Origin of the sequence: Kibdelosporangium banguiense (assembly GCF_017876405.1) — a bacterium.
In the GTDB taxonomy this organism is placed as follows: Bacteria; Actinomycetota; Actinomycetes; order Mycobacteriales; family Pseudonocardiaceae; genus Kibdelosporangium; species Kibdelosporangium banguiense.
The window spans coordinates 908350-926508 of the sequence record NZ_JAGINW010000001.1 but is presented as its reverse complement, the minus strand read 5'-3'; the positions used below and the strand labels follow the sequence as shown (position 1 = coordinate 926508).

The following is an 18159-nucleotide window of genomic DNA, read 5'->3' as shown; positions in this document are numbered from 1 at the left end:
ATCAACGGAGCCAGAGCACGTGCGGGACCTGATCGATCTCGCGCATCGCCGGGCTCAGGTCAGCGGACAAGTAGCTGTACAGCCGGTAGAGGGCGGCATGATCAGCGCTCAGGTCGCGCCCACGGAGAGGTGCGTAATGCATCACGCGGTTGCGAAGATCCCGTATGTTCTCGAGTTCGGTGTGAAGACCATCCCGGCGTCCCCTGTAGTGAGGGAACGCGCGGTGCAGGGTCGGGACCCAGAGTGCGCGGTCATACGTCTCGCTGACCAGCGAGACCCAGAAACCGAGGGTCAGCTTCGCCACGACCTGGTTGGCGCTCGGGGGTGACCCCGGAATGACGGCCTTTTCCTGGGCCTTCTTGACCAAGTTCTGGCTGTTGCCGGTGAGCGGAGCCACTGCCCACCAGTCATCGCGACCGAACTGAAGAGCGAGTTCGCTGTGCGATGCATTACGCAAGGTGACCTCGGCGAAGTGCAACAACGGGTAGAACGCCCCGCAGACGCGGACAGTCCACACATACAAGCGGAACGCGGCGGTCACGTCATCACCGCACGCCTCCAGGTATTTGCCAAAGCGCGCATCGGAGAGCGCCTTGGGGATCCAAGCGTTCGGGTCATTGGTAGCAGTCATCTCGATCCCCCATGAATGCGCAGCACGGCAGCCCAAAGCCGTGATAAGGTGTTTGAGTAGGCCCCAGGTTCGCCTCTGCTCATGCACGCCGCCTGGGGCATTGTACTTTTACGGCGCTCGATCCAGAGTTGCCGACGGTTTAAGTGCGTTGACCCAACGGTAGTGGGGCGCCCTCTCACAGTCAAGTACTTATGCATACGCGAAACTGTGAACTCGACTCTGTACGTTGCGGTACATGAGAGCGGGTCGGCTGGCCAGTCAGCCTGGCCGACCTCGCCGCAAGGTAATTCATTGCAGCTCAAGGAGCTATGAGGGTGTCTCGGAGGCTGGCGTGCGCGGCCGCGTGACAGCGAGACGGGCGATCGGATTGAGATCCGAATGCCTCGACACCTGTACCGGGCAGGTCGAAGTGTGAAGTACTCGCGGTTCCGGCGCGTAGCTGAGTCGACCGTGCGAACCGACACCGCGATCATCAGCATCGACCTGTGGGTGATGTGCCGGATCGCTTCCGGGGAGGCTATGGGTGCGTTGTTTGATCAGCAGGACAGTTGAGCGGCACCTAGCCTCGATCTTTCGCGTCTGTGAGTATGTGATCTCTGCCCACTGTTGTTGATCTTGATTCGTGGTGGATTGTTGTGTGGGCAGGGGGTTTCTCCGGCGTTGCGGGTGTCGCCGGTGCTCCAGGGCCTTGGTCGTCGGGGCAGGGACAGCGTTTGTGTCTGCGCGAGGGCGGCCAGTCGGTGGGGATCTTGAGGGTGAGTCGTCGGCCGGTGCGGGTCAGGCGTGCGGCGACGCTGAAGATGCGTAGCCGCAGGTGTTTGGGTTCGGCGATGCGGTGCTGCCCGGTCAACGCGAGGCGTTGGGTCCAGGCGATCAGGTCGGAGGCCAGGGCGCAGATGTCCAGCCAGACCTGGTTGTGGGCGGTGTCGTGGAAGGGGAGGTTGCGCAGGCCGGTGTCTTTCGCGTTGCGGATGCGGTCTTCGACCCGGGCGTGGCGGCGGTGGCGCAGTTCCAGATCGGCCAGTTGCCGGTAAGGGCCGCCGGGGGCGGTGTTGGTGAGGAATCCGGTGACGCGGTTGCCGTCGATGTCGGTGAACCGCAGTTGGGCGCCGGGGTGTGGGCGTTCTTTGCGCAGGATCAGCCGGGTTCCCTCGGGCCAGGCCGACAGGTCGACCAGGCCGGTGGCCTCGGCCACCCAGGCTCCGTCGCGGGGGTTGCGCTCGGCGTTGTAGGCCTGGTGTCCAGGTCTTTTTCCGGATGGTGCGCAGCACATAGTGGATATCGAAATGGCTCAGATTGGCGCCGACGGAGAATTCCATCCCGCCAGCGGCGATGTGGTGGGTGAAGGCGTGGGTGGCGCCGGCGGCGTCGCTGCGCACCAGGATCTTCACCCGCCCCGCCTCGTCAGGTTTCCGCAGGCCGGCGGGCAGTTGAGCGAGGGCGTCATCCAGGACGGTGATGTGGTCCGTGGCGGTGTTCGAGCCGGCGTTCCCGCGGCGCAGCAGGCCCGCGAGGGGTTCCCCGGTGCCGCCCTCGCCGTGATCGCAGAACACCAGTAGCGGGTGGTGGCCGAAGGTTTTCTTCCAGGTTTTCGCTGCGTCCTGTTTCTCGGAGTGGGCGGTGATCAGGGTGGCGTCCGGGTCCAGCACGATCCATCCATGCTGGGTCGGTGGTCCGGTGCGCTGCCAGACCCACCCTCGCGCCGTGGCCCGGGCGGTGCGGATCGCGGTAAGCCCGTCCGGGCCTGCGGTGGCCAGCCGGTCGATCGCACGCGACACGGTCGGATCGGACGCCACCGCCCCGAACACGCCGGGCTGGCTACGCAGCACCGCGATATCCGCGGCGCAGTCCCCGCCCAGCGCGACCGTGACCGCCAGATCGGTCACGATCTTCGCGGGATGATGCACCGAGTTGGGCAACCGCCACGGCTTCAGCGCTGCGGCCAGTGCCCGTTCCAGGCCGGTGACCCGCGCGGTCTGCGTGAGCAGCGACCCACCGGCCGAGGAGATCAACGACTCGCCACCGGCAATGACACGCAGCCACGGCCGCCACTGGGTAACCTCGGTCAGGTCGGTGAAGTCGTTGGGAGACAAGACTTTGCGTTGCACCGCCGAGAAGAAGATCTCGGCGGGTAGCGGGACGCGTTGCCGCGCCCTCGCCCCCTAAGAACCGGCCGTGCCCGCTTTCCAGGCAACCGGCTCAAGCAAGCCCCAAAGGCTCACAGACAGACAGACAGACAGAAGTGCTGCGCCCTTGCCGTCGCCGGTGAACTGGCGCTGGCAGTGGGCGTGTACGAGACGGTCTGCGACACGTTCGTCCGGCGTGCCAGCACCCCACACGGTGACCGCGTGTTTGCGGATCGCCTTGCGAGTGGCGGTAAGCCATTGTTCCCACTCCTGTGGGCTTTGTGGCTCATGGTCGGCGTGCAACAACAGCCCTCGGCATATCGAGCATCGGCCCTGCTGTGTCTTCAGCAAGCGCAGCATGGTCTTGCCCACCGGGGGCGTGCCGCGGCGACGCCGCGTGGCCCAGTAGTCGGCCAGGGACGGATCATCCGGAGACGCCGTTCCGCCACCATCCGGTGCCGGACGATCACGGTCCAAGCGAACTTGCGAAGGTAGTAGCCGGTGTTCTGGCTACCGAACACCCACGAGTCCTGCCTGGCGGGATTGAACTTGCCGAAGTACCGGGCGGTCACCCAGCGGGTCGGCTTGTTCGCGGCCGTGTTCTGCGGTCCGCGGCCCGCGATGCTCGTTGTTCCCCAACGGGTCGACGACTGGTGGGTCCGGGACATCAGTGCCGTACTCGGCTGGGGTGACGTGGAGGTACATAGCGGGATCGCCGGTGACGGCCGTGTGTCCGGGGCGATCCTGGCTCGGCCGGACCTGTTGGAACGCCTCACATCCCGGGGACTGCCCGTGCTGCCGTGGGGTCGGACGGCGGCGTTCGAACCGATCGCCCCGTCACCCGGCGGTGTGGTGGAGGCCATCAGACGGTATGAGTCCAAAAGGCATGCGCACGCGTTGTTCCGTGCGCTGGCTTCCGATCACCCGGGAATCGTCGTCCTGCACAACGGCAGGGCGGCTCACGTCGCGCGCTCGCCCGGGAGTTGGCCGGAGGGGCGCGGGTAGTACTGAAGAGGGAATACGGCGTCGGCGGGTCCGGCACGCTGATCGTGTCCGCCGAGACGGAAGGGCTCCGAGCCCTGACACGGCGATCGGTCGGCGACGTGCTGCTGGAGGAATACGTCGAGGGATCAGGCTCGTACCGCAATCCCACCTTCGACGCCGTCATCGGCTCCGATGGCGAGGTTCATCCGGTCGGTGTCGGGCTGATGGATGTCGACGAAACCAGCTACCGCGGAGTCACTGTCGGCCTCGATGTCCTGCCCGAGCCGCTCACCGGCACGGCTGTCGGGTTCGGGGTCGCGGTGGGCCGGGTCTTGGCCCAGGAGGGTTATCGGGGTTGGTACGACGTTGATTTCGTCACTGACCGGTCAGGCCGTCTCGCTCCTGTTGAGATCAACCTGCGGCTCACCGGGCCGGCTGTCGCGTTCCATCTTCAGGCTGCTCTTGATCGCCTGCGCGGAGGACGTCACTTCGTCCGCACGTTCGACCGGTTGCCGCTGGGTGCACGGCTGCCGGCGGGGGCTCTGCGTGAACACGTCGCCCGTACTGCCGAGAGGTGCCGGGTGCTCGGTGCGACCCTGCTGGTCACCATCCCGACAGCGGCATTCGATCCCGTCCCTTATCTGGGCGTGGCGATCGCGGCCCGTACCAGGCGGACCCTTGAGGAGGCGAAGACGATCGTCCGCAGTGCGAACGCGGCCCTTGGCGACATGTTCGGCGATCTGGAGGTCAGTCTGCGCGCCGCTCGCGGACCGCGAAGACGACGAGCACGACCGCGGCGATCATCAACGTGATGTTGAACCCGTAGACGAGAGCGGCCTGACGCTCCCAGTCGGTCTTGGCGGCGAGCCGGTAGAAGTTGTCCTGCGGCCACCAGGCGGCCAGCAGCCAGACCACCGACAGGTGGGCGAGCGTGGCCAGCCATCGCGGCCGCCCCATCCGGAGCAACCGCCTGCGGCCGAGGAACAGGAAAGTGATTCCCACGCCGAAGGACAGCCATTCGGCCGCGTAGAGCCCGATGAACAGCCCGGCCCACGGCTGGGGCACCACCGACAGATCAGTGGAACCCGGCCATAAGGTGTCGGTCGTCAGGAATGCCACCGCTGCGATGATCACCGCCAGGACCAGCATGCCCACCCCGAGTGGCCCATCGCCGGCGTCGGACAGCGGCTGCTTGCCGCCAGCCGCCTTTCCCGGCAGCACCGGGAGCGGAAGACCTTTGCGGTCCACCTCACCAGAACTGGTGCGGGGCAAGGAGTCCACCGGTATCACGGCCTGTGGGATGCGGTTGGGTCGCAGCCGGGGCGCGGACAGGGACGCCCGGATCTCCGCTGGATCGGTTCGGCCGGTGGTGACAACGTACGCGACGAGCGTGTTCTTCCGCGGTCCGGTATGGATCCTGGTGACCACGCACTCCCGCACCTTCGGATGCCTGCGAAGTTCCGCCTCGACATCGTCATAGCCCGTACCAGATCTCTCCAAGCGATGAAAAGGCGTCAACCCACCAGATGCTACGGGGCATCGCTCCGCTGCCGCACGCGAATGGCAAGCCCCACAAGGCTCAGGTGGGGCTGACGGCCCGGATCGCCCGCGTCTGAGACGGCAGCATTGGCTCTACTCCGGTCTTGTCGGAGCAGAGTCATGCTGCGGGCCGGGGCGGGTGACCGCCAGCTCGCGGAGCAAGGCCGCGCTGTCTTCGTTGGCAGGGAGGAAGGTTTCCAGGGCGAGATCGGACGCGCCGACGTCCAGCGGGGCGCCGAGTGTGGCGATGACGGTGTGCAGACTGACCATGCCGAGGCGGGTTTTGAGCTCGAAGCTGGCCATGACGCCGTCGCCGGTCCACCGGGGCGGCTGGCCGGACGCGTCGGCGAGGTGTCCTTCGGCCTCGAGCACGAGGTCGAGGAGCGTGTCGTCGGCGTCCTCGTCGGCCTTCCGGCGCAACCGGGTGATCAGCGACCGGCTGCACGCTGGCGTGGCGGTGGAGATCCGTGGCAGGCCCTGGGGGTGCGTGGACAGCCGCAGAATGTTGACCGGCGACGTCAGCAGTCCGGGATCGACGCCGTCCCACAACAACTCGGCGGCGGCGTTGGCCACCACGAGATCCCAGCGGGCGTCGACCACGATCGCCGGGTGCGGGTCGTGCGCGGCGAGCAGCGTGTCGAGCGCCTGCCGCAGCGGGCGCATCGCCCGGTCTCGGGAGCCGGTCCCGCCCTGTGGCGGCGCGTAGCCGCCCGCGAGCAGCAGCCGATCGCGCTCACGCAGGGGCATTTCCAGTGCGTCGGCGAGATGCACGAGCAGTTGCCGGCTGGGACGGGCCCGTCCGTTCTCCACGAAGCTGAGGTGCTTGGTGGAGACGCCGGTCGCGGTGGCGAGTTTCAGCTGGCTCATGCCACGGCGTTGCCGCCAAAACCGGAGCACCTCACCCACGCCAGCTCCCATGGAGCCAGCGTATGGCTCAGGCGGCGCTGCACCCAAGAGGTAATGGGCAGGAGCACCTGCGGAGGGCGAAGGTCGGTTCATGCGCAGTTACCGGCTCGACGCGAGTGCCGGCCTCGACGGCCTCCACCTCGACGTCTCCGAACTCCCCGTTCCCGGGCCCGGCGAGGTCCTCGTCGAGGTGCGGGCGGCCTCGCTCAGCTACCGCGAGGCGATGATCCTGGAAGGCAGGTACGTGCTCCCGGTCCGGGACGGCGGGATCCCGCTCGCCGAGGGCGTCGGCGTCGTCCGCGCGACCGGACCGGACGTCGCCGGTCCCCCGGTGGGGGCACGGGTCGTCGTCGCGGCGTTCCCGCGCTGGCAGGACGGGCCGTTCTCCCTCGACGTCATCGACCAGATCGGTGGCTCGCTCGACGGGATGCTCGCCGAGCACGTCGTGGTGCCCGCCACCGCGCTCGTCGAGATCCCGGATGACCTGACCGACGCCGAGGCGGCCACCCTGCCGGTCGCCGGCCTCACCGCGTGGAACGCGCTCACCGGCGGACGCGGGATACGTCCTGGGGACACCGTGCTGACCCTCGGGACGGGCGGGGTGTCGCTGTTCGCTGTCCAGCTGGCAACGGCGTTAGGCGCGCGGGTGATCGCCACGACCGGAAACGACGCACGGGTGAGCCTGCTGCGCGAGCTCGGGGCGGACATGGTGCTGAACTACCGCGAGACGACAGATTGGCCGGCCGCGGTCCGCGCGGCCACCGGCGGGCGCGGGGCCGATCTCGTCGTCGAGGTAGCGGGCACCCTGGAGTCCTCGCTGGCCGCCGTCGCGCTCGGCGGGGAGATCGCGGTGGTCGGCTTCGTCGGCGGGCGCCGGGCTGCGTCGCTCGACCCGTATGCGGTCTTCACTGCGGGCGCGACGCTCCGGCCGGTCGCGGTCGGCAGCCGGGCCCAGCTCGTCGCGCTCGTGACAGCGGTGAGCACCCACCGGATCTGGCCGGTCGTCGGCCGGGTCTTTCCCTTCCACGACGCACCCGAGGCGTTCCGCCACTACCTCGGTGGTACCGCCCTTGGGAAGGTCGTCATCACTCTCGAACCGACGCACGACAACGGAAGGAGATAGCGATGGCAGCACGCACCGGGAGCGCGATCTGGACCGGCGACCTGCAGGACGGGAGCGGTCGGGTGGTCGTCGATCCCCAGCGTTGGGAAGCCGGCTACAGCTTCCGCTCCCGCTTCACCGACGACGCCGTGGGCAGCACGAACCCCGAGGAACTGCTCGCCGCCGCACACGCCGGCTGTTTCTCGATGTCGCTGACGCACGTGCTGACGCAGGCTGGCCGCGTTCCCCGCAGCGTCGCCACCAGCGCCCGCGTGCGTCTGCGCCCCGTCGACGGGGCGCCGACCATAGACCTCGTCGAGCTCGACACCATGGTTGACGTGGACAGCGTCGACGCGGACGCCCTCCAGAAGCACGCCGAGGCGGCCGAGGCAGGCTGCGCGGTCTCCCGCGCCCTGACGGGTGTGGCAGAGATCAGGGTGACGGCGCGGCGCTACCCCTGAGCCTGGAGGATCGGACACCCGTTGTGGTGGAGCAAACCTGGAGCACCGACACGCGCCGAACGGCGTCCAAACTGCATCCAACGGTGGTGAACGGAACCGGGTTGTGCTGGGGTGTCCCGGTTTCTGCTGATAAGAGTCCTTTTTGGACCTGACTGGCAGTGTGGGGGCAGGGGTTCGAATCCCCTCAGCTCCACCAAAGTAGTCATTGTGCGAACACTGGGGCTGGACTCGGCTATGCCGGGTTCGGCCCCTTCTTCATGGTCGGGCTGAGGGATACGGAAGACGGGAACGATCCTGTCTGGCGCGAGGATCTTGATGCCTGCTACCAGGGTCTCGATGACGGCCTTGCGTTGGTTGTTGTTGCCTGCTCTGAAGATGCTGTTGATGTGGCTGTGGACCTCGTCCAGAGTGGACCGGTCTGGCATGACGGGCTGGTTGTCCAGTTCGTCGCGTAGGTGGTCTCTTCGCCAGCGGAGCTGTTTGTGGCGTTCGTTGAGCTTGTTGACCCGTCCGGCTAGCTGGTCCTCGTCGAGCTTGCCGTTCTCGAACGCGTCGAGGTAGCGGTCAATGGCGGCTTGGGTCTTGAACAGGTCGGCCTGGACGGCGGCGAGTTCGGCTGTCTTGGTGTCGTTGTCGCAGTCGTACTGTGCCTGGGCGGCTTTCACTGCCTCGGTGATCAGCCGGTATTGGCTTTGGTAGAAGCTGACCACGGCGTCGAGAACGGCCTGGTCCAGGGAGTCGGCGTTGAGGCGTGGGTAGGAGCACTTGTCGACGCCGTGCCGGGCTCTGGTGAAGCAGGTGTAGTACCGGTACGTCTTGGTCTTGCCGGTGGCGCGAGTGCCCAGCATGGCCTTGCCACAGTTCGGGCATTGCATGAGCCCGGTGGCGATGTAGTCCGAGTCACTGGCGGCGCGGTGGGCGTAGCTTTCGCCGCGTTGTTCCAGGATGCGCTGGGCTTCCTCGAACACGTCGAGTCTGACGATTGCCGGATGGGCGTCCTCGACGAGGATGCCACGGAACTCATTTTCACCGATGTAGACGCGGTTGCAGAGTTTGCGGAGGATCTGTTCGCCGTACCAGATTCCTCCGGCGGTGTTGCGGTAGCCGCGTTCGTTGAGGATGTAGGCGATTGCTTTCGCGCCGAGCCGATCTCGGGTGTAGAGGTCGAACATGAGCTGAACGACCACCGCTTCGTTGTCGTGAGGCACAAGCTTCTGCGTCGACTTGTCGACCAGGTACCCGAAGGGGCGCTTTCCGCCTTTCCATCGTCCCTTCTCCGCAGCCTTCATCATGCCGCCGAGAACACGTTCGACGATGAGGTCTCGCTCGAACTGGGCGAACATGCTGAGCATTTGCAGCAGCATGCGGCCCATGGGGGTTGCGGTGTCGAATGGCTCGGTCGCCGACCGGAACACCACGCCGACGGAGTCCAGCTCGTCCAGGAGGGTGACAGCGTCGCGCAGGTTGCGGGAGAACCGGTCGACCTTGTAGACAAGCAGCACATCGATGAGGCCCGCGCGGGCTGCCTTCATCGCTCGTTGCAGGCCGGTTCTCTTGTCGACCGTGGCGCCGGACGCATTGTCCTCAAACCGTTTGACAATGCGCCAGCGTTCCTGTGAGCCTACGTAGGCTTCGAGGCGGGTTTCCTGCATTTCGAGCGAGTAGGGCTGGTTTTCTTCATCGGTGGAGCGGCGGACGTAGATCCCGACACGGATTTCGTCGACCGGATCAAGAGGCGCCGCTGCCTTTACCATCTTCTTTCTGACACGACTTGCCAAATTTAGCCCCCAGGTTGTAACCCCGGGTTCAGTGGCGCGGAATGTGCGCACCATTGAACCCGGGGAGTTTGGAATAGGGTCATGGGCTCATTCTAGCAACCTCTGGATACTATTCCTCTCGGTCTTTGTGCTGTTGGTTGTGTCGGTGTTCGTCCCATTTCGAAATGAGTGTGGCGATGGTCGTGATGGCCTGGGCGTGTTGTTGGGCGGTGAGCGGCTGGGTTTCGATGTGGTCCACGATGACGTGTCGGGTGTTGCGTCCAGCCGAGTTGGTGGGCAGGGTCGGGCCTCCTCCGAACGATCCGACGCAGAGGCCGGTCAGTTGGTGTTGTGGTCGGCGGCCGAGGCTGCGGTGAGGGTGTGGCCCTCGCGGTCGTGGGGGTCAATGACCGGGGTGACTTTCGGCTCGGTGCTGACGACGATGCCGAAGGAGGCGAGCAAGGCTAAGACGGCCGTGATGATGCCGGTGATGGCGTCGCCCTGGCCGCCGGTGAGCAGGCCCGGAACCGGCGAGGCCGGACACCAGTGCGGTGAGGCCGCCGATGATGGAGGCGGCGGTGCGCAGTGGTCGGGGACGGGGTGTGGTCATGGTGTAGGTCTTCTTCCTGGGTGGGAGCGCGTCGAGGTAGGTGTAGAGCCGGACGAAGGCCCTCGCGCCGGCGCTGGCGAGCCAGCCGACGAGCACTAGGGCGTAGAACCACAGCGCCGCCTGTGCAGCGGCGGGGTCGGTCGCGGGCATGAGTGGCCAATGCGGTGTGCGGTGGCGATACTGGGCGTGTGGCGCGACGCTCGACGAGACCGGCCGTGGTGGCGGGTGTGGTGTGTGCGAGTGTCTCTGCTTGGTCGCAGGTGCTCGCTGGCTTTGATTTCCCGCTGTGGCTTCAGCTCGTATTCACGGCCGTGACAGGTGCGACGGCCGGTGTGGTTGCGATAGGGGCGTCTCGGGGCACTGGGCCTCTTCAAAAAAGCTGGCAACAAAGTTGCAACTTTGTGTTCTATGGTTGGGTCAGAGAGGCCCGCAGCTAGGGCAGGTGCAGGACTTGTCCAGGAAAGATCTTGTTGGCATTGGGGATGTTGTTGATCTGCTGGAGGATGCGCCAGGTGGTGCCGTGTCGAGCGGCGATGCCGGAGAGGGTGTCGCCACGCACGACGGTGTAGGTCCGGGCAGCTGGTGGCGCGTCGCCTCGGATCTTGAGGACCTGGCCGGGGAAGATGCGGTTGGCGTCGGGGATGCCGTTGATGCGCTGCAATTCCTGCCAGGTGGTGCCGAACCTCTGCGCGATGCCGGACAGGGTGTCACCGGCTACGACGGTGTAGGTGTCGCCGCCCGGTGCGGGCGGGGGTGGTGGTGCGTTGGTTCCGCCGAGGGTGAGTGTGTCGAGGGTGTAGGTGCCGATGGTGGCGTTGCGGTCGACATTGCCGGGGATGCCAGGCACGCGGCCGGTGCTGGTGTGCTGGTGCAGCGCGAGGCGGGGGTGTGTCCATCCGGGGTTGCCGGGGTCGCCGTTGTAGCGGGCGATCCAGAGGTACACGTTGTCGTCGGCCCACTGGTCGGGGTGAAGGACATTGCGGTACCAGTCGAGGTTGGCGTAGACGAGGATCTTGGACTGTCCCGTGGCGATGCGGTAGCGGCGGATGAACGCGCGCACGAACGCGTCGGCGTTGCCGCGTAGTTCCGCGGCTTCCATGTCGAGCATCGGCGCCAGTGACCCGGCGTCGAGCAGGCCGTGACGCTTGAGGTTGTCGGTGAACCGGTCGGCCTGCGCGTCCACATCGAGATTGCGGGCAAAGTGGTAACCGCCAGGCCGGATGCCCGCTGCGCGTGCTCCGGCGATGTGGCCGCCGGCCGCCGGGTCGACCATGATCGTGGACTCAGTGAGCTTGATGGATGCGTAGGTGATGTTGTTGCCGCGTACCGCGTTCCAGTCGTTGACGCGGTTCCAGTGGGATACGTCGATGCCGTAGTCGGTCAGGGTCTTGTCCTTTCTTGGGCATGCCGAGGACCGGTCACGGCGTGATGGCGCCGGGCCGGTCGGGGCGTGCATGGGGTTAGAGGCGGCGGCGGGCTGCTGCCGCGTCGTCTTGGGCTGCGCGGCGTAGGTCGCGCTCGTGGTCGAGCTCGGTTTCCAGCTCTGCCAAACGGTCTTCCAGTGTGGACAGTCGAGTGCGCAGGCTGGTGAGATCTTCCTTGTGTGCCTTGCGGAGGGCGGTGAGTTCGGCGGCGTGCTCGTTGTCGCGTTGCCGCATTGCGCGCTGGTAGGTGGTGCGGTCGCGGTGGTTGGCGATGAGCAGGTAGCCGATGACCACGACCAGTGTTCCGAGAATCCCGAATCCGGTCACGTCCATGCAGGGAGTCACCTCCTCACGATTCGCTCGATGGGACCGCGAGAATCGAGACGTCACCCGGACAGGCGGCGGGCGCGGATGGTGAGGGTGTCGGCCAGGCCGCTGGTGTCAGACAAGGTGCGTCGGATGCCGATGACGGAGCCTTGGATGGGTCCGCCGAGGCCGTCGGGGTCGTGCAGGGTGACTAGGTCGGCGAGTTGGGTGCGGGGGTCGCCGGTGACGGGGATGTCGTCGAGTACCGGGACGGGGTTGGCGAGGTCGGCCAGCAGCAGCGCGGAGACGGTGTCGGCGGTGTCGATGCGTTGCCGGAATGGGTTGTCCGGCAACGTCAGCACACGGCTGCCCCAGGTTGTGGCCGAGGCCGGGTTGGTGCGGGAGTGTTGGATCGGTGGGATCTCGATGCTGTCGATGCCCGCGACGCGCAGCGCGGGTCGGGTACCGGTCGCGAACATGATGGGGAGGGTGCTGGTGTTGCGGATACGCAGGTAGAAGCTGTATTCGTCGTCTTCGTGTTCCACGGTGATGAACACGCCGGATGGGATGTAGGACCCGGCGGTGGAAATGGGGCAGAACCCGCTGGCTGGTGCGGTGTCGGTCCAGTTCGCGATGGGCACATTGGTCAGGGTGGCGTAGGAGGTTTTGACCCGGTGCGGCATCGTGACCAGGACCCTGACGGTGGTGTTCTCCGCGACGATGTATTCGTCGGGGGCGGTGGTCTGCCACACGGTGACGGGGCTGCTGACCTCCAGGCGCGGAGTGATCGCGGCGGTGATCTGGTTGCGGACACTGTCGATACTGGTCGACACCCGCAGGTCGGCCAGTGAGACCGCAGCGGTGAGCGTGCGCCCGACAGCAGCGGTATCCGTCGCTGTTTGTGCGGATGTCCTGGTGCGGAAGAAGAACCGACCGATCTCGTTGAACCCGACCAGGCCGTATTCGGCGGCGACGGCTTGCCGGATGATGTCCCAGGAGTCGGCGTTGTGCACGTCGGGCAGGCCGGTCAGCCAGTTCAGGCCGGTGTCCAGGTCGGCCTGGGATGTGTGCACGGCGCCCCAGTTCGCGGGCGGGCCGGTGGGTGGCCCGGTGCTGATCTGCAGGCACTGCACGGGAAGCGACAGTGCGACTTTGACTTCGGCGCGGGGATTGGCGTCGAAGCTGACCAGCGCGTTGCCTTGTGCGGTCTGGATCGGTGTGGTGACGCCGTCGAGTTGCCAGGCGTAGGTGATGATCCGGCTCTGCTGGTTGACCCACAGCCACAACCCGACCGAATGCCACGCGGCGGGACCGGTGATGCTCGGGCCGCTAAAGGAGCCTTGCACGCTGGTGGTGGTGTAGATCCGGCCCAGGAGTTGCCCGGTGGGGCTGATGGCGATCTCGACCGAGTGCCCGGCTCCGGTGGCGAACCGGGACCTTACGGTGAGCAGGCTTCCATTCGAGCGCGCATGAAAGGTGTTGCTGCCACCGGCTTTGACCAGGAGTTCGAGCGTGTGCGGGGTGCGCATGTCGTAGCCGGACACGGCAGAGTTGTAGGTGGCCTCCGCGTAGAGGTCCGGTCCGCCGTTGGCGGCCAGCCCGTAGCGGCCGGGAACAAACAACGGGGTGTCGGGCGCGACGAACGACTCGGCCGCCAACTGGGCGTTGTTGCCGATGTCGGGGGCGAGTGAACCGTGTCCTGTCACAGCCCAGATCGTGGTCGGGCGTGGTGGCGGGCTGAAGTAGATGCCGTTGCGCCGCAAGCAAAAGTCCACGAGCCATTGGGTGTTGGTATAGGCGTGATATCTGGTCGTGTAGCTGTAGTAGGTATCGACGCGTTCGGCGTACAACGGCAACGTGACCGGGGCGCGCAGCTGTTCGGCCGGGTCGAGTGCTTCCAGCTCCACGGTGCGGGTCGCCGAGGTGACGTCCAGGCGCCGGACGGTGCCGGTGAACTGCCGCAGCATCCGTTCCCCGGCTGGCGTGGTGAGCCCGAGGTCACAGCGGACCGGGACGTCCACGATGGGTTTGCCGAACAGCGGGCTGTCGGCCCGGATCGGCGAGAGCATGCGGGCGACGTCGCGCGGGTCGTCCGGGCGGTGTCCGGAGACGCGGGCGGTGAGTTTCGCGGTGGCGTAGCCCTCGATCAGCGTGGTCTCTGGCGGGAGGTCCCCGGTCAACGCGCGTTCGACACTGATCTCATCCACCACAGTGGACAGGTCAGTGAGGGGGTGGTCGAAGGACTGGTCACGGTCCCAGTCAGCCAGCAACCGCACTCGCGGTGCGCGTTCGGGCGCCTCGACGGCGGCGGCCAGGTCGAGATCGTCGGGGGCCTGCATTAGACCTCCAGCAGGGTCGCGGTGGTGGCATACGAGCCAGGCACGGGATAAGCGACGCGCAGGGATTCCACGATCACCACGGCGGTCCCGCCGCCCGGCCGCCACGGGGACGGCATGCTTCCGGGCTGGATCTGCCACGCGCCCGTGGTGATCACGGTGGACGTGTCGGCTGGCGCGGTGATCGCGACGCGACACGCGGCCACCCCAGATGCCGGCGTCACCACCAGACTGGCCCGAGTTCCCGCCGTGCCGGGCAGGATCGGCGGACTGTCTATGACGGACACGGGGATGCCGCTGGGATTCTGGGTGGTGACGGTCAGCCGGACCGGCCGCGCACCGGCCACGAACACCGAGAACGTGACCGGCAACAGATCAGGCACGGGGACATGCCCACTCGCTTCCAACCGTCCACCTTCAGCGGGCACGCTCCAGGAGATCCCGCCATCCACCGGAGCACCTGCCCGGATACTGGGCGACCAGGCCAGGGTTCCGGCAGTGGCAGTGAACCCGTCGGTGCTGTGGTGCGCCGACCCCGCCGAGGCAGCCTGGACGCCCAACTGGTTGACCCGTTGCGGGTCGACCAGCCACACCGGACCGGTGATCAACCCGAGGTGCAGGGCATCGAGGTAGGCGTGGGTGTCCGGATCGAGGTAGGGCCAGGTCAATGACCAGGTCCGTTTGATCCCCAGCCGATCCACCGTCGGTCGCCCCGACAGCGAGCGGTGGACGGTGCCGAACCGGGTGCTGGTGGCTTCCGGTCCGGCACCCAGGGATGGGGAGGGCAAGGCCCGCAACGCCCCGATGGGGCCGAGCCAGAACACTGACACAGACATCACCTCACCTTCGGGCGTTGCGGGCGTTGACGGTGTTGACCAGCCGGGCCACTCCGGCGCCGTCAACCTGCAGGCGGGCGCCGTCCAACGCGGCCAGGACCCCGGCGGTGACCGCGTCGGCCAGCAGGGCCGGATCGGTTCCCGGACCCGTGATCGCGCCTGGCGTGCCTGGTTGCGGCCCGGTGGTGCCGAAGCCGGAACTGGTGGCGGGCTGGGCGGTGTCTGGCAGGGTGGTGGTGAGGTTGGTCAGGTAGTCGCGGATCGCGGGTTCCTCGTCCCGCAGACCCGTGAGCAGACCGCGCATGATCAACCGGCCGTTGGGGGCCAGCAGGACGCGGTCGCGGGCGGGTGGGCCTTTCCAGTCGGTGATCCAGTCGGTCAGCTCGCCGAGCTTGTCTCGCACCCAGCGGAACCCGGCGGTGATGCCGTCGACCAGGCCCCGGATGATGTTCTTTCCGGCTTCCAGCAACAGCGAGCCGAGATCACCGAGGGCACCCAGGATCCTTCCCGGGATACCGGCGAAGAACCCGACCAGGCCGCCGATGGCGTCGGCGGCTCCTTGGAGGATGCCGCCGAAGATCCCGGACACGAAGTCCTTGATTCCGGTCCAGACGCGTGACCAGTCGCCGGAGATCACGCCCATGACGATGTCGATGACGCCTTTGATCGCCTGCATGGCGCCGCCGATGATCTTGCCGATACCGGTGAACACGTCGGTGACCACGGTCAGCAGGTCACCGATGATCGGGATCAGGAACTCTGCCAACTGGATGATGAACGGCGCGACCGCCGTCACCAGCGACGCGAACGTGCCCGCCACGCCTGTGATCACCGGGGCCAACGCCACAACCAGCCCCGTCAACGGGGGCAGCAGCGTGGAGATCAGTTCCAGCAGCGGCGGCAACAACGGCAACAACGCCGCCACCACGGACAGGAACGCTTCCGCCAGGGGCGGGATGATCGGGACCAGGCTGGTGATCGCCTGCGCCAGGATCTGCCCCAGCAGGGCGCCGACCTGCGCGAGGACCGGCGCGGCAGCCGAGAGCGCCTGGGAGACCACCCCAGCCAGCTGGGTGATCACCTGGACGATCACCGGCAGGACCGGCAACAAGGGCTGTAGCGCGGCCAGGAACACCTGACTGAACACCTGCGCCAACTGGCCGAGGACCGGCAGCACGGCCGAGAGGGCTTGCAGAAAGGCCCCGCCCAGTTGGGTGATGATCGGTGTCAGCGCGGTCAGCAACTGCGCCAAGATCGGGCCGACCGTGCGGAACGCCTCGGCCAGCAACTGACCAAACTGGACAATCAGCGGCGCGGCAGCCTTCGCCAGTTCCTGCAACGCCGGGGCCACGGCGCGGATCGCCTCGCCGATCGCGCCACCAAGTAGCCCGGCAACCTCCGACAGCGCGGGCGCCAACGCCTGCACGATGGGCGCCAGCGCTTGCACCGCGGGCACGAGAACAGCCGCGAATCCTTGCGCCACCGAGCCGAGGACCGGGGCCAGGGCGGCGATGATCTGCCCCAACGGGGCGATGGCGGGCGCCAGCGATCCCAGCGCCTGGCCGAGCATCGGGCCGAGCTGGGCGATCGCCGGAGCGATCGAGTTGACCAGCAGCGGCCCGAGCTCGGCGAAGACCGGGCGCAGGCCTTCGCCGATCGCCCGCAGCCCGCCGAAGATCTGCTGGAGCGCGCCCAGCCCCTCGGCGGACCGCAGGAACGCCAGGACGCTTCCGGTGACCGCGCTGAGCGTGGACAGCAGGGACGCGCCGCCGGCGTCGGCGGCGGCGAACACGGTCGTGACGATCCGGGCGAGGTTGCCCAGGATCGTGAACAGCTCGCCCAGCGCTGAGAGCCCTTGGGAGATCCATTCCTTCAGTTGCCCGGTTTCCCGCGCGTGGGCGATGAACGCGGCGAACCGCTGCGCGCTTTCGCCGATGCTGGCGGCGAACCCGGGCAGGAACCCTGACCCGACGGCCGCGATGTCCCGTAACGCGCGCAGGAAGGGCTGGACCGCTTGGGACAGCGAGCCCATCGAAGTCGCAGAATTGTCCAGAATGGTCCGCAGGTCCGCGACGGTCTGGGATTCGCGGGCGAACGCCCCAAACCCTTGGGCACCGGCGTTGAGGCTCTCGGCCATCTCGCCCAGCCCGGTGCGCAACACCGGCAGGTAGAGCGCGCCGAGGTCCCGGACTTGCGTGCCCAGACCAGCGAACAGCCGCTGCTGCACATCCAGCCGCAGCTCGCTCCAGGCAGGCGCCAGCGAGCGCACCGCGAGCGCGGTGTCTCGCGCTGCGGGCGCGAGTTTCCCGATGGCTTCGGCGAACTTCGCCGGGTCTGATTCCTTGAGGGCCTCGGAGAAGCCCCGCATGCCGAGTTTCGCTGTGTTGATCGCCACGGCCGCCGCGATGCCCGCAGCAGGGATCAGCAACAGCGACCCAGACGCGGTGACCGCCGCACTGCCGACCGCACTCAACGCTGCGACGGCCTGCCCGATACCGGCGGCCAAGACCGCGTACTTCAGCGTCGCGGCGCCCACCGTGGCCGCCATGCGGGTAAACCCGAGCGCGGCCGTACCGGTCGCACCCGACACCGCGCCGAGCACGCCCGCGATCTGGGAGAACGCCGAGCGGTCAGCGTTGACCTTGACGTCCACCGACTTGCCAGACAGGCGCCGCAACAGCCGCTGAAACTGGGTTTCCGCAGGAATCGCGTCCAACTCGGCCAACAGCCGGATCGCGGTCTGGTCACCCTCCCGCGCCGCCACCCGCAACTGCTCACGCAGCAGCGCGGTCTGGACCTGCGCAGTCAACGAGATCGCGGGCGCCGTGCGTTCGGAGTCGCGGATCTGGTCACGTAGATGACGGCCAAGCCCTTGCAGGCTCGGCATGATCTTCAAGTACGCGTGACCGACGGTGGTGGTGATGGCGACCACCATCCGTGTAAACCTTTATTGACTACGGCATAGCCAGAAGATCTGTCCTTTATGGATTAGTCATGGCCGTGAAGGGTGAGTAGCTGCTAGGGATCTTCTCCAGCGATCTGTTGCGGCAGACCGGACAGCGCATGCTCCATTCGATGGAAAGCCGTACAAGTAAGGCTTCACGGCGTTAGGTGTTCTCTATCTTCTTGCGAGGCGGCAGG

The 18159-nt window shown here is 67.0% G+C and carries 15 protein-coding genes and 1 pseudogene; 4 read left to right on the top strand and 12 right to left on the bottom strand.

Annotated elements, in window-relative coordinates; all coding sequences use genetic code 11:
• Window position 1 precedes the first annotated feature (1 nt).
• The 3 genes and pseudogenes from JOF56_RS04400 to JOF56_RS04390 all read right to left on the bottom strand — a co-directional run bounded on the left by JOF56_RS04400 (window position 2) and on the right by JOF56_RS04390 (window position 3234).
• Complete coding sequence (locus tag JOF56_RS04400) at window positions 2-631, bottom strand: hypothetical protein (RefSeq protein WP_209634743.1); 630 nt, start codon at window positions 629-631, stop codon at window positions 2-4.
• 730 nt (window positions 632-1361) lie between these two features.
• Window positions 1362-2700 (bottom strand): annotated as a pseudogene (locus JOF56_RS59980) (IS1380 family transposase); the annotation flags it as partial.
• A gap of 93 nt (window positions 2701-2793) precedes the next feature.
• Window positions 2794-3234: a hypothetical protein gene (locus JOF56_RS04390; RefSeq protein WP_209634739.1), complete on the bottom strand. Its 441-nt coding sequence runs from the start codon at window positions 3232-3234 to the stop codon at window positions 2794-2796.
• A gap of 24 nt (window positions 3235-3258) precedes the next feature.
• On the opposite strand from JOF56_RS04390, the gene JOF56_RS04385 reads away from it, so the two are divergent.
• Entirely contained in the window at window positions 3259-3762 is a 504-nt protein-coding gene (locus JOF56_RS04385) for a hypothetical protein (protein WP_209634736.1), read from the top strand.
• A gap of 44 nt (window positions 3763-3806) precedes the next feature.
• Entirely contained in the window at window positions 3807-4553 is a 747-nt protein-coding gene (locus tag JOF56_RS04380) for a hypothetical protein (protein ID WP_209634733.1), read from the top strand.
• Here JOF56_RS04380 and JOF56_RS04375 read toward each other — a convergent pair.
• Both JOF56_RS04375 and JOF56_RS04370 read right to left on the bottom strand, forming a co-directional pair.
• Complete coding sequence (locus JOF56_RS04375) at window positions 4489-5241, bottom strand: AMP-binding enzyme (RefSeq protein WP_209634730.1); 753 nt, start codon at window positions 5239-5241, stop codon at window positions 4489-4491. The genes JOF56_RS04380 and JOF56_RS04375 overlap by 65 nt on opposite strands.
• Before the next feature lie 132 nt (window positions 5242-5373).
• Window positions 5374-6198 carry a helix-turn-helix domain-containing protein gene (locus JOF56_RS04370; RefSeq protein ID WP_209634727.1) on the bottom strand — a complete coding sequence of 275 codons (825 nt, stop codon included), beginning with the start codon at window positions 6196-6198 and terminating at the stop codon, window positions 5374-5376.
• Window positions 6199-6277: 79 nt separating this feature from the next.
• Between JOF56_RS04370 and JOF56_RS04365 the strand changes: the two genes are divergently transcribed.
• Both JOF56_RS04365 and JOF56_RS04360 read left to right on the top strand, forming a co-directional pair.
• Window positions 6278-7309 carry a zinc-dependent alcohol dehydrogenase family protein gene (locus tag JOF56_RS04365; protein ID WP_209634725.1) on the top strand — a complete coding sequence of 344 codons (1032 nt, stop codon included), beginning with the start codon at window positions 6278-6280 and terminating at the stop codon, window positions 7307-7309.
• Between the two features lie 2 nt (window positions 7310-7311).
• A complete protein-coding gene (locus JOF56_RS04360; protein ID WP_209634723.1) occupies window positions 7312-7749 on the top strand; it encodes an OsmC family peroxiredoxin in 438 nt (145 codons plus the stop codon).
• Here the strand turns inward: JOF56_RS04360 and JOF56_RS04355 are convergent.
• The 7 genes from JOF56_RS04355 to JOF56_RS04325 all read right to left on the bottom strand — a co-directional run bounded on the left by JOF56_RS04355 (window position 7740) and on the right by JOF56_RS04325 (window position 17953).
• A complete protein-coding gene (locus JOF56_RS04355) occupies window positions 7740-9503 on the bottom strand; it encodes a recombinase family protein (protein ID WP_209634722.1) in 1764 nt (587 codons plus the stop codon). The genes JOF56_RS04360 and JOF56_RS04355 overlap by 10 nt on opposite strands.
• Before the next feature lie 342 nt (window positions 9504-9845).
• Window positions 9846-9968, bottom strand: coding sequence for a hypothetical protein (locus JOF56_RS59395; RefSeq protein WP_281065420.1), 123 nt, complete (start codon window positions 9966-9968; stop codon window positions 9846-9848).
• Between the two features lie 581 nt (window positions 9969-10549).
• The gene (locus JOF56_RS04345) at window positions 10550-11572 is read right to left on the bottom strand and encodes a LysM peptidoglycan-binding domain-containing protein (RefSeq protein ID WP_209634720.1); all 1023 of its coding nucleotides are present in this window, start codon (window positions 11570-11572) and stop codon (window positions 10550-10552) included.
• A gap of 4 nt (window positions 11573-11576) precedes the next feature.
• Window positions 11577-11873 (bottom strand): hypothetical protein, encoded by a 297-nt coding sequence (locus JOF56_RS04340; RefSeq protein ID WP_209634718.1) that lies wholly within the window; start codon window positions 11871-11873, stop codon window positions 11577-11579.
• A 53-nt stretch (window positions 11874-11926) separates the two neighbouring features.
• Entirely contained in the window at window positions 11927-14185 is a 2259-nt protein-coding gene (locus JOF56_RS04335) for a hypothetical protein (protein WP_209634717.1), read from the bottom strand.
• Entirely contained in the window at window positions 14185-15018 is an 834-nt protein-coding gene (locus tag JOF56_RS04330; protein ID WP_209634715.1) for a hypothetical protein, read from the bottom strand. The genes JOF56_RS04335 and JOF56_RS04330 overlap by 1 nt, the downstream gene beginning before the upstream one ends.
• 4 nt (window positions 15019-15022) lie before the next feature.
• Entirely contained in the window at window positions 15023-17953 is a 2931-nt protein-coding gene (locus JOF56_RS04325; protein ID WP_209634713.1) for a phage tail protein, read from the bottom strand.
• Window positions 17954-18159: the final 206 nt, after the last annotated feature.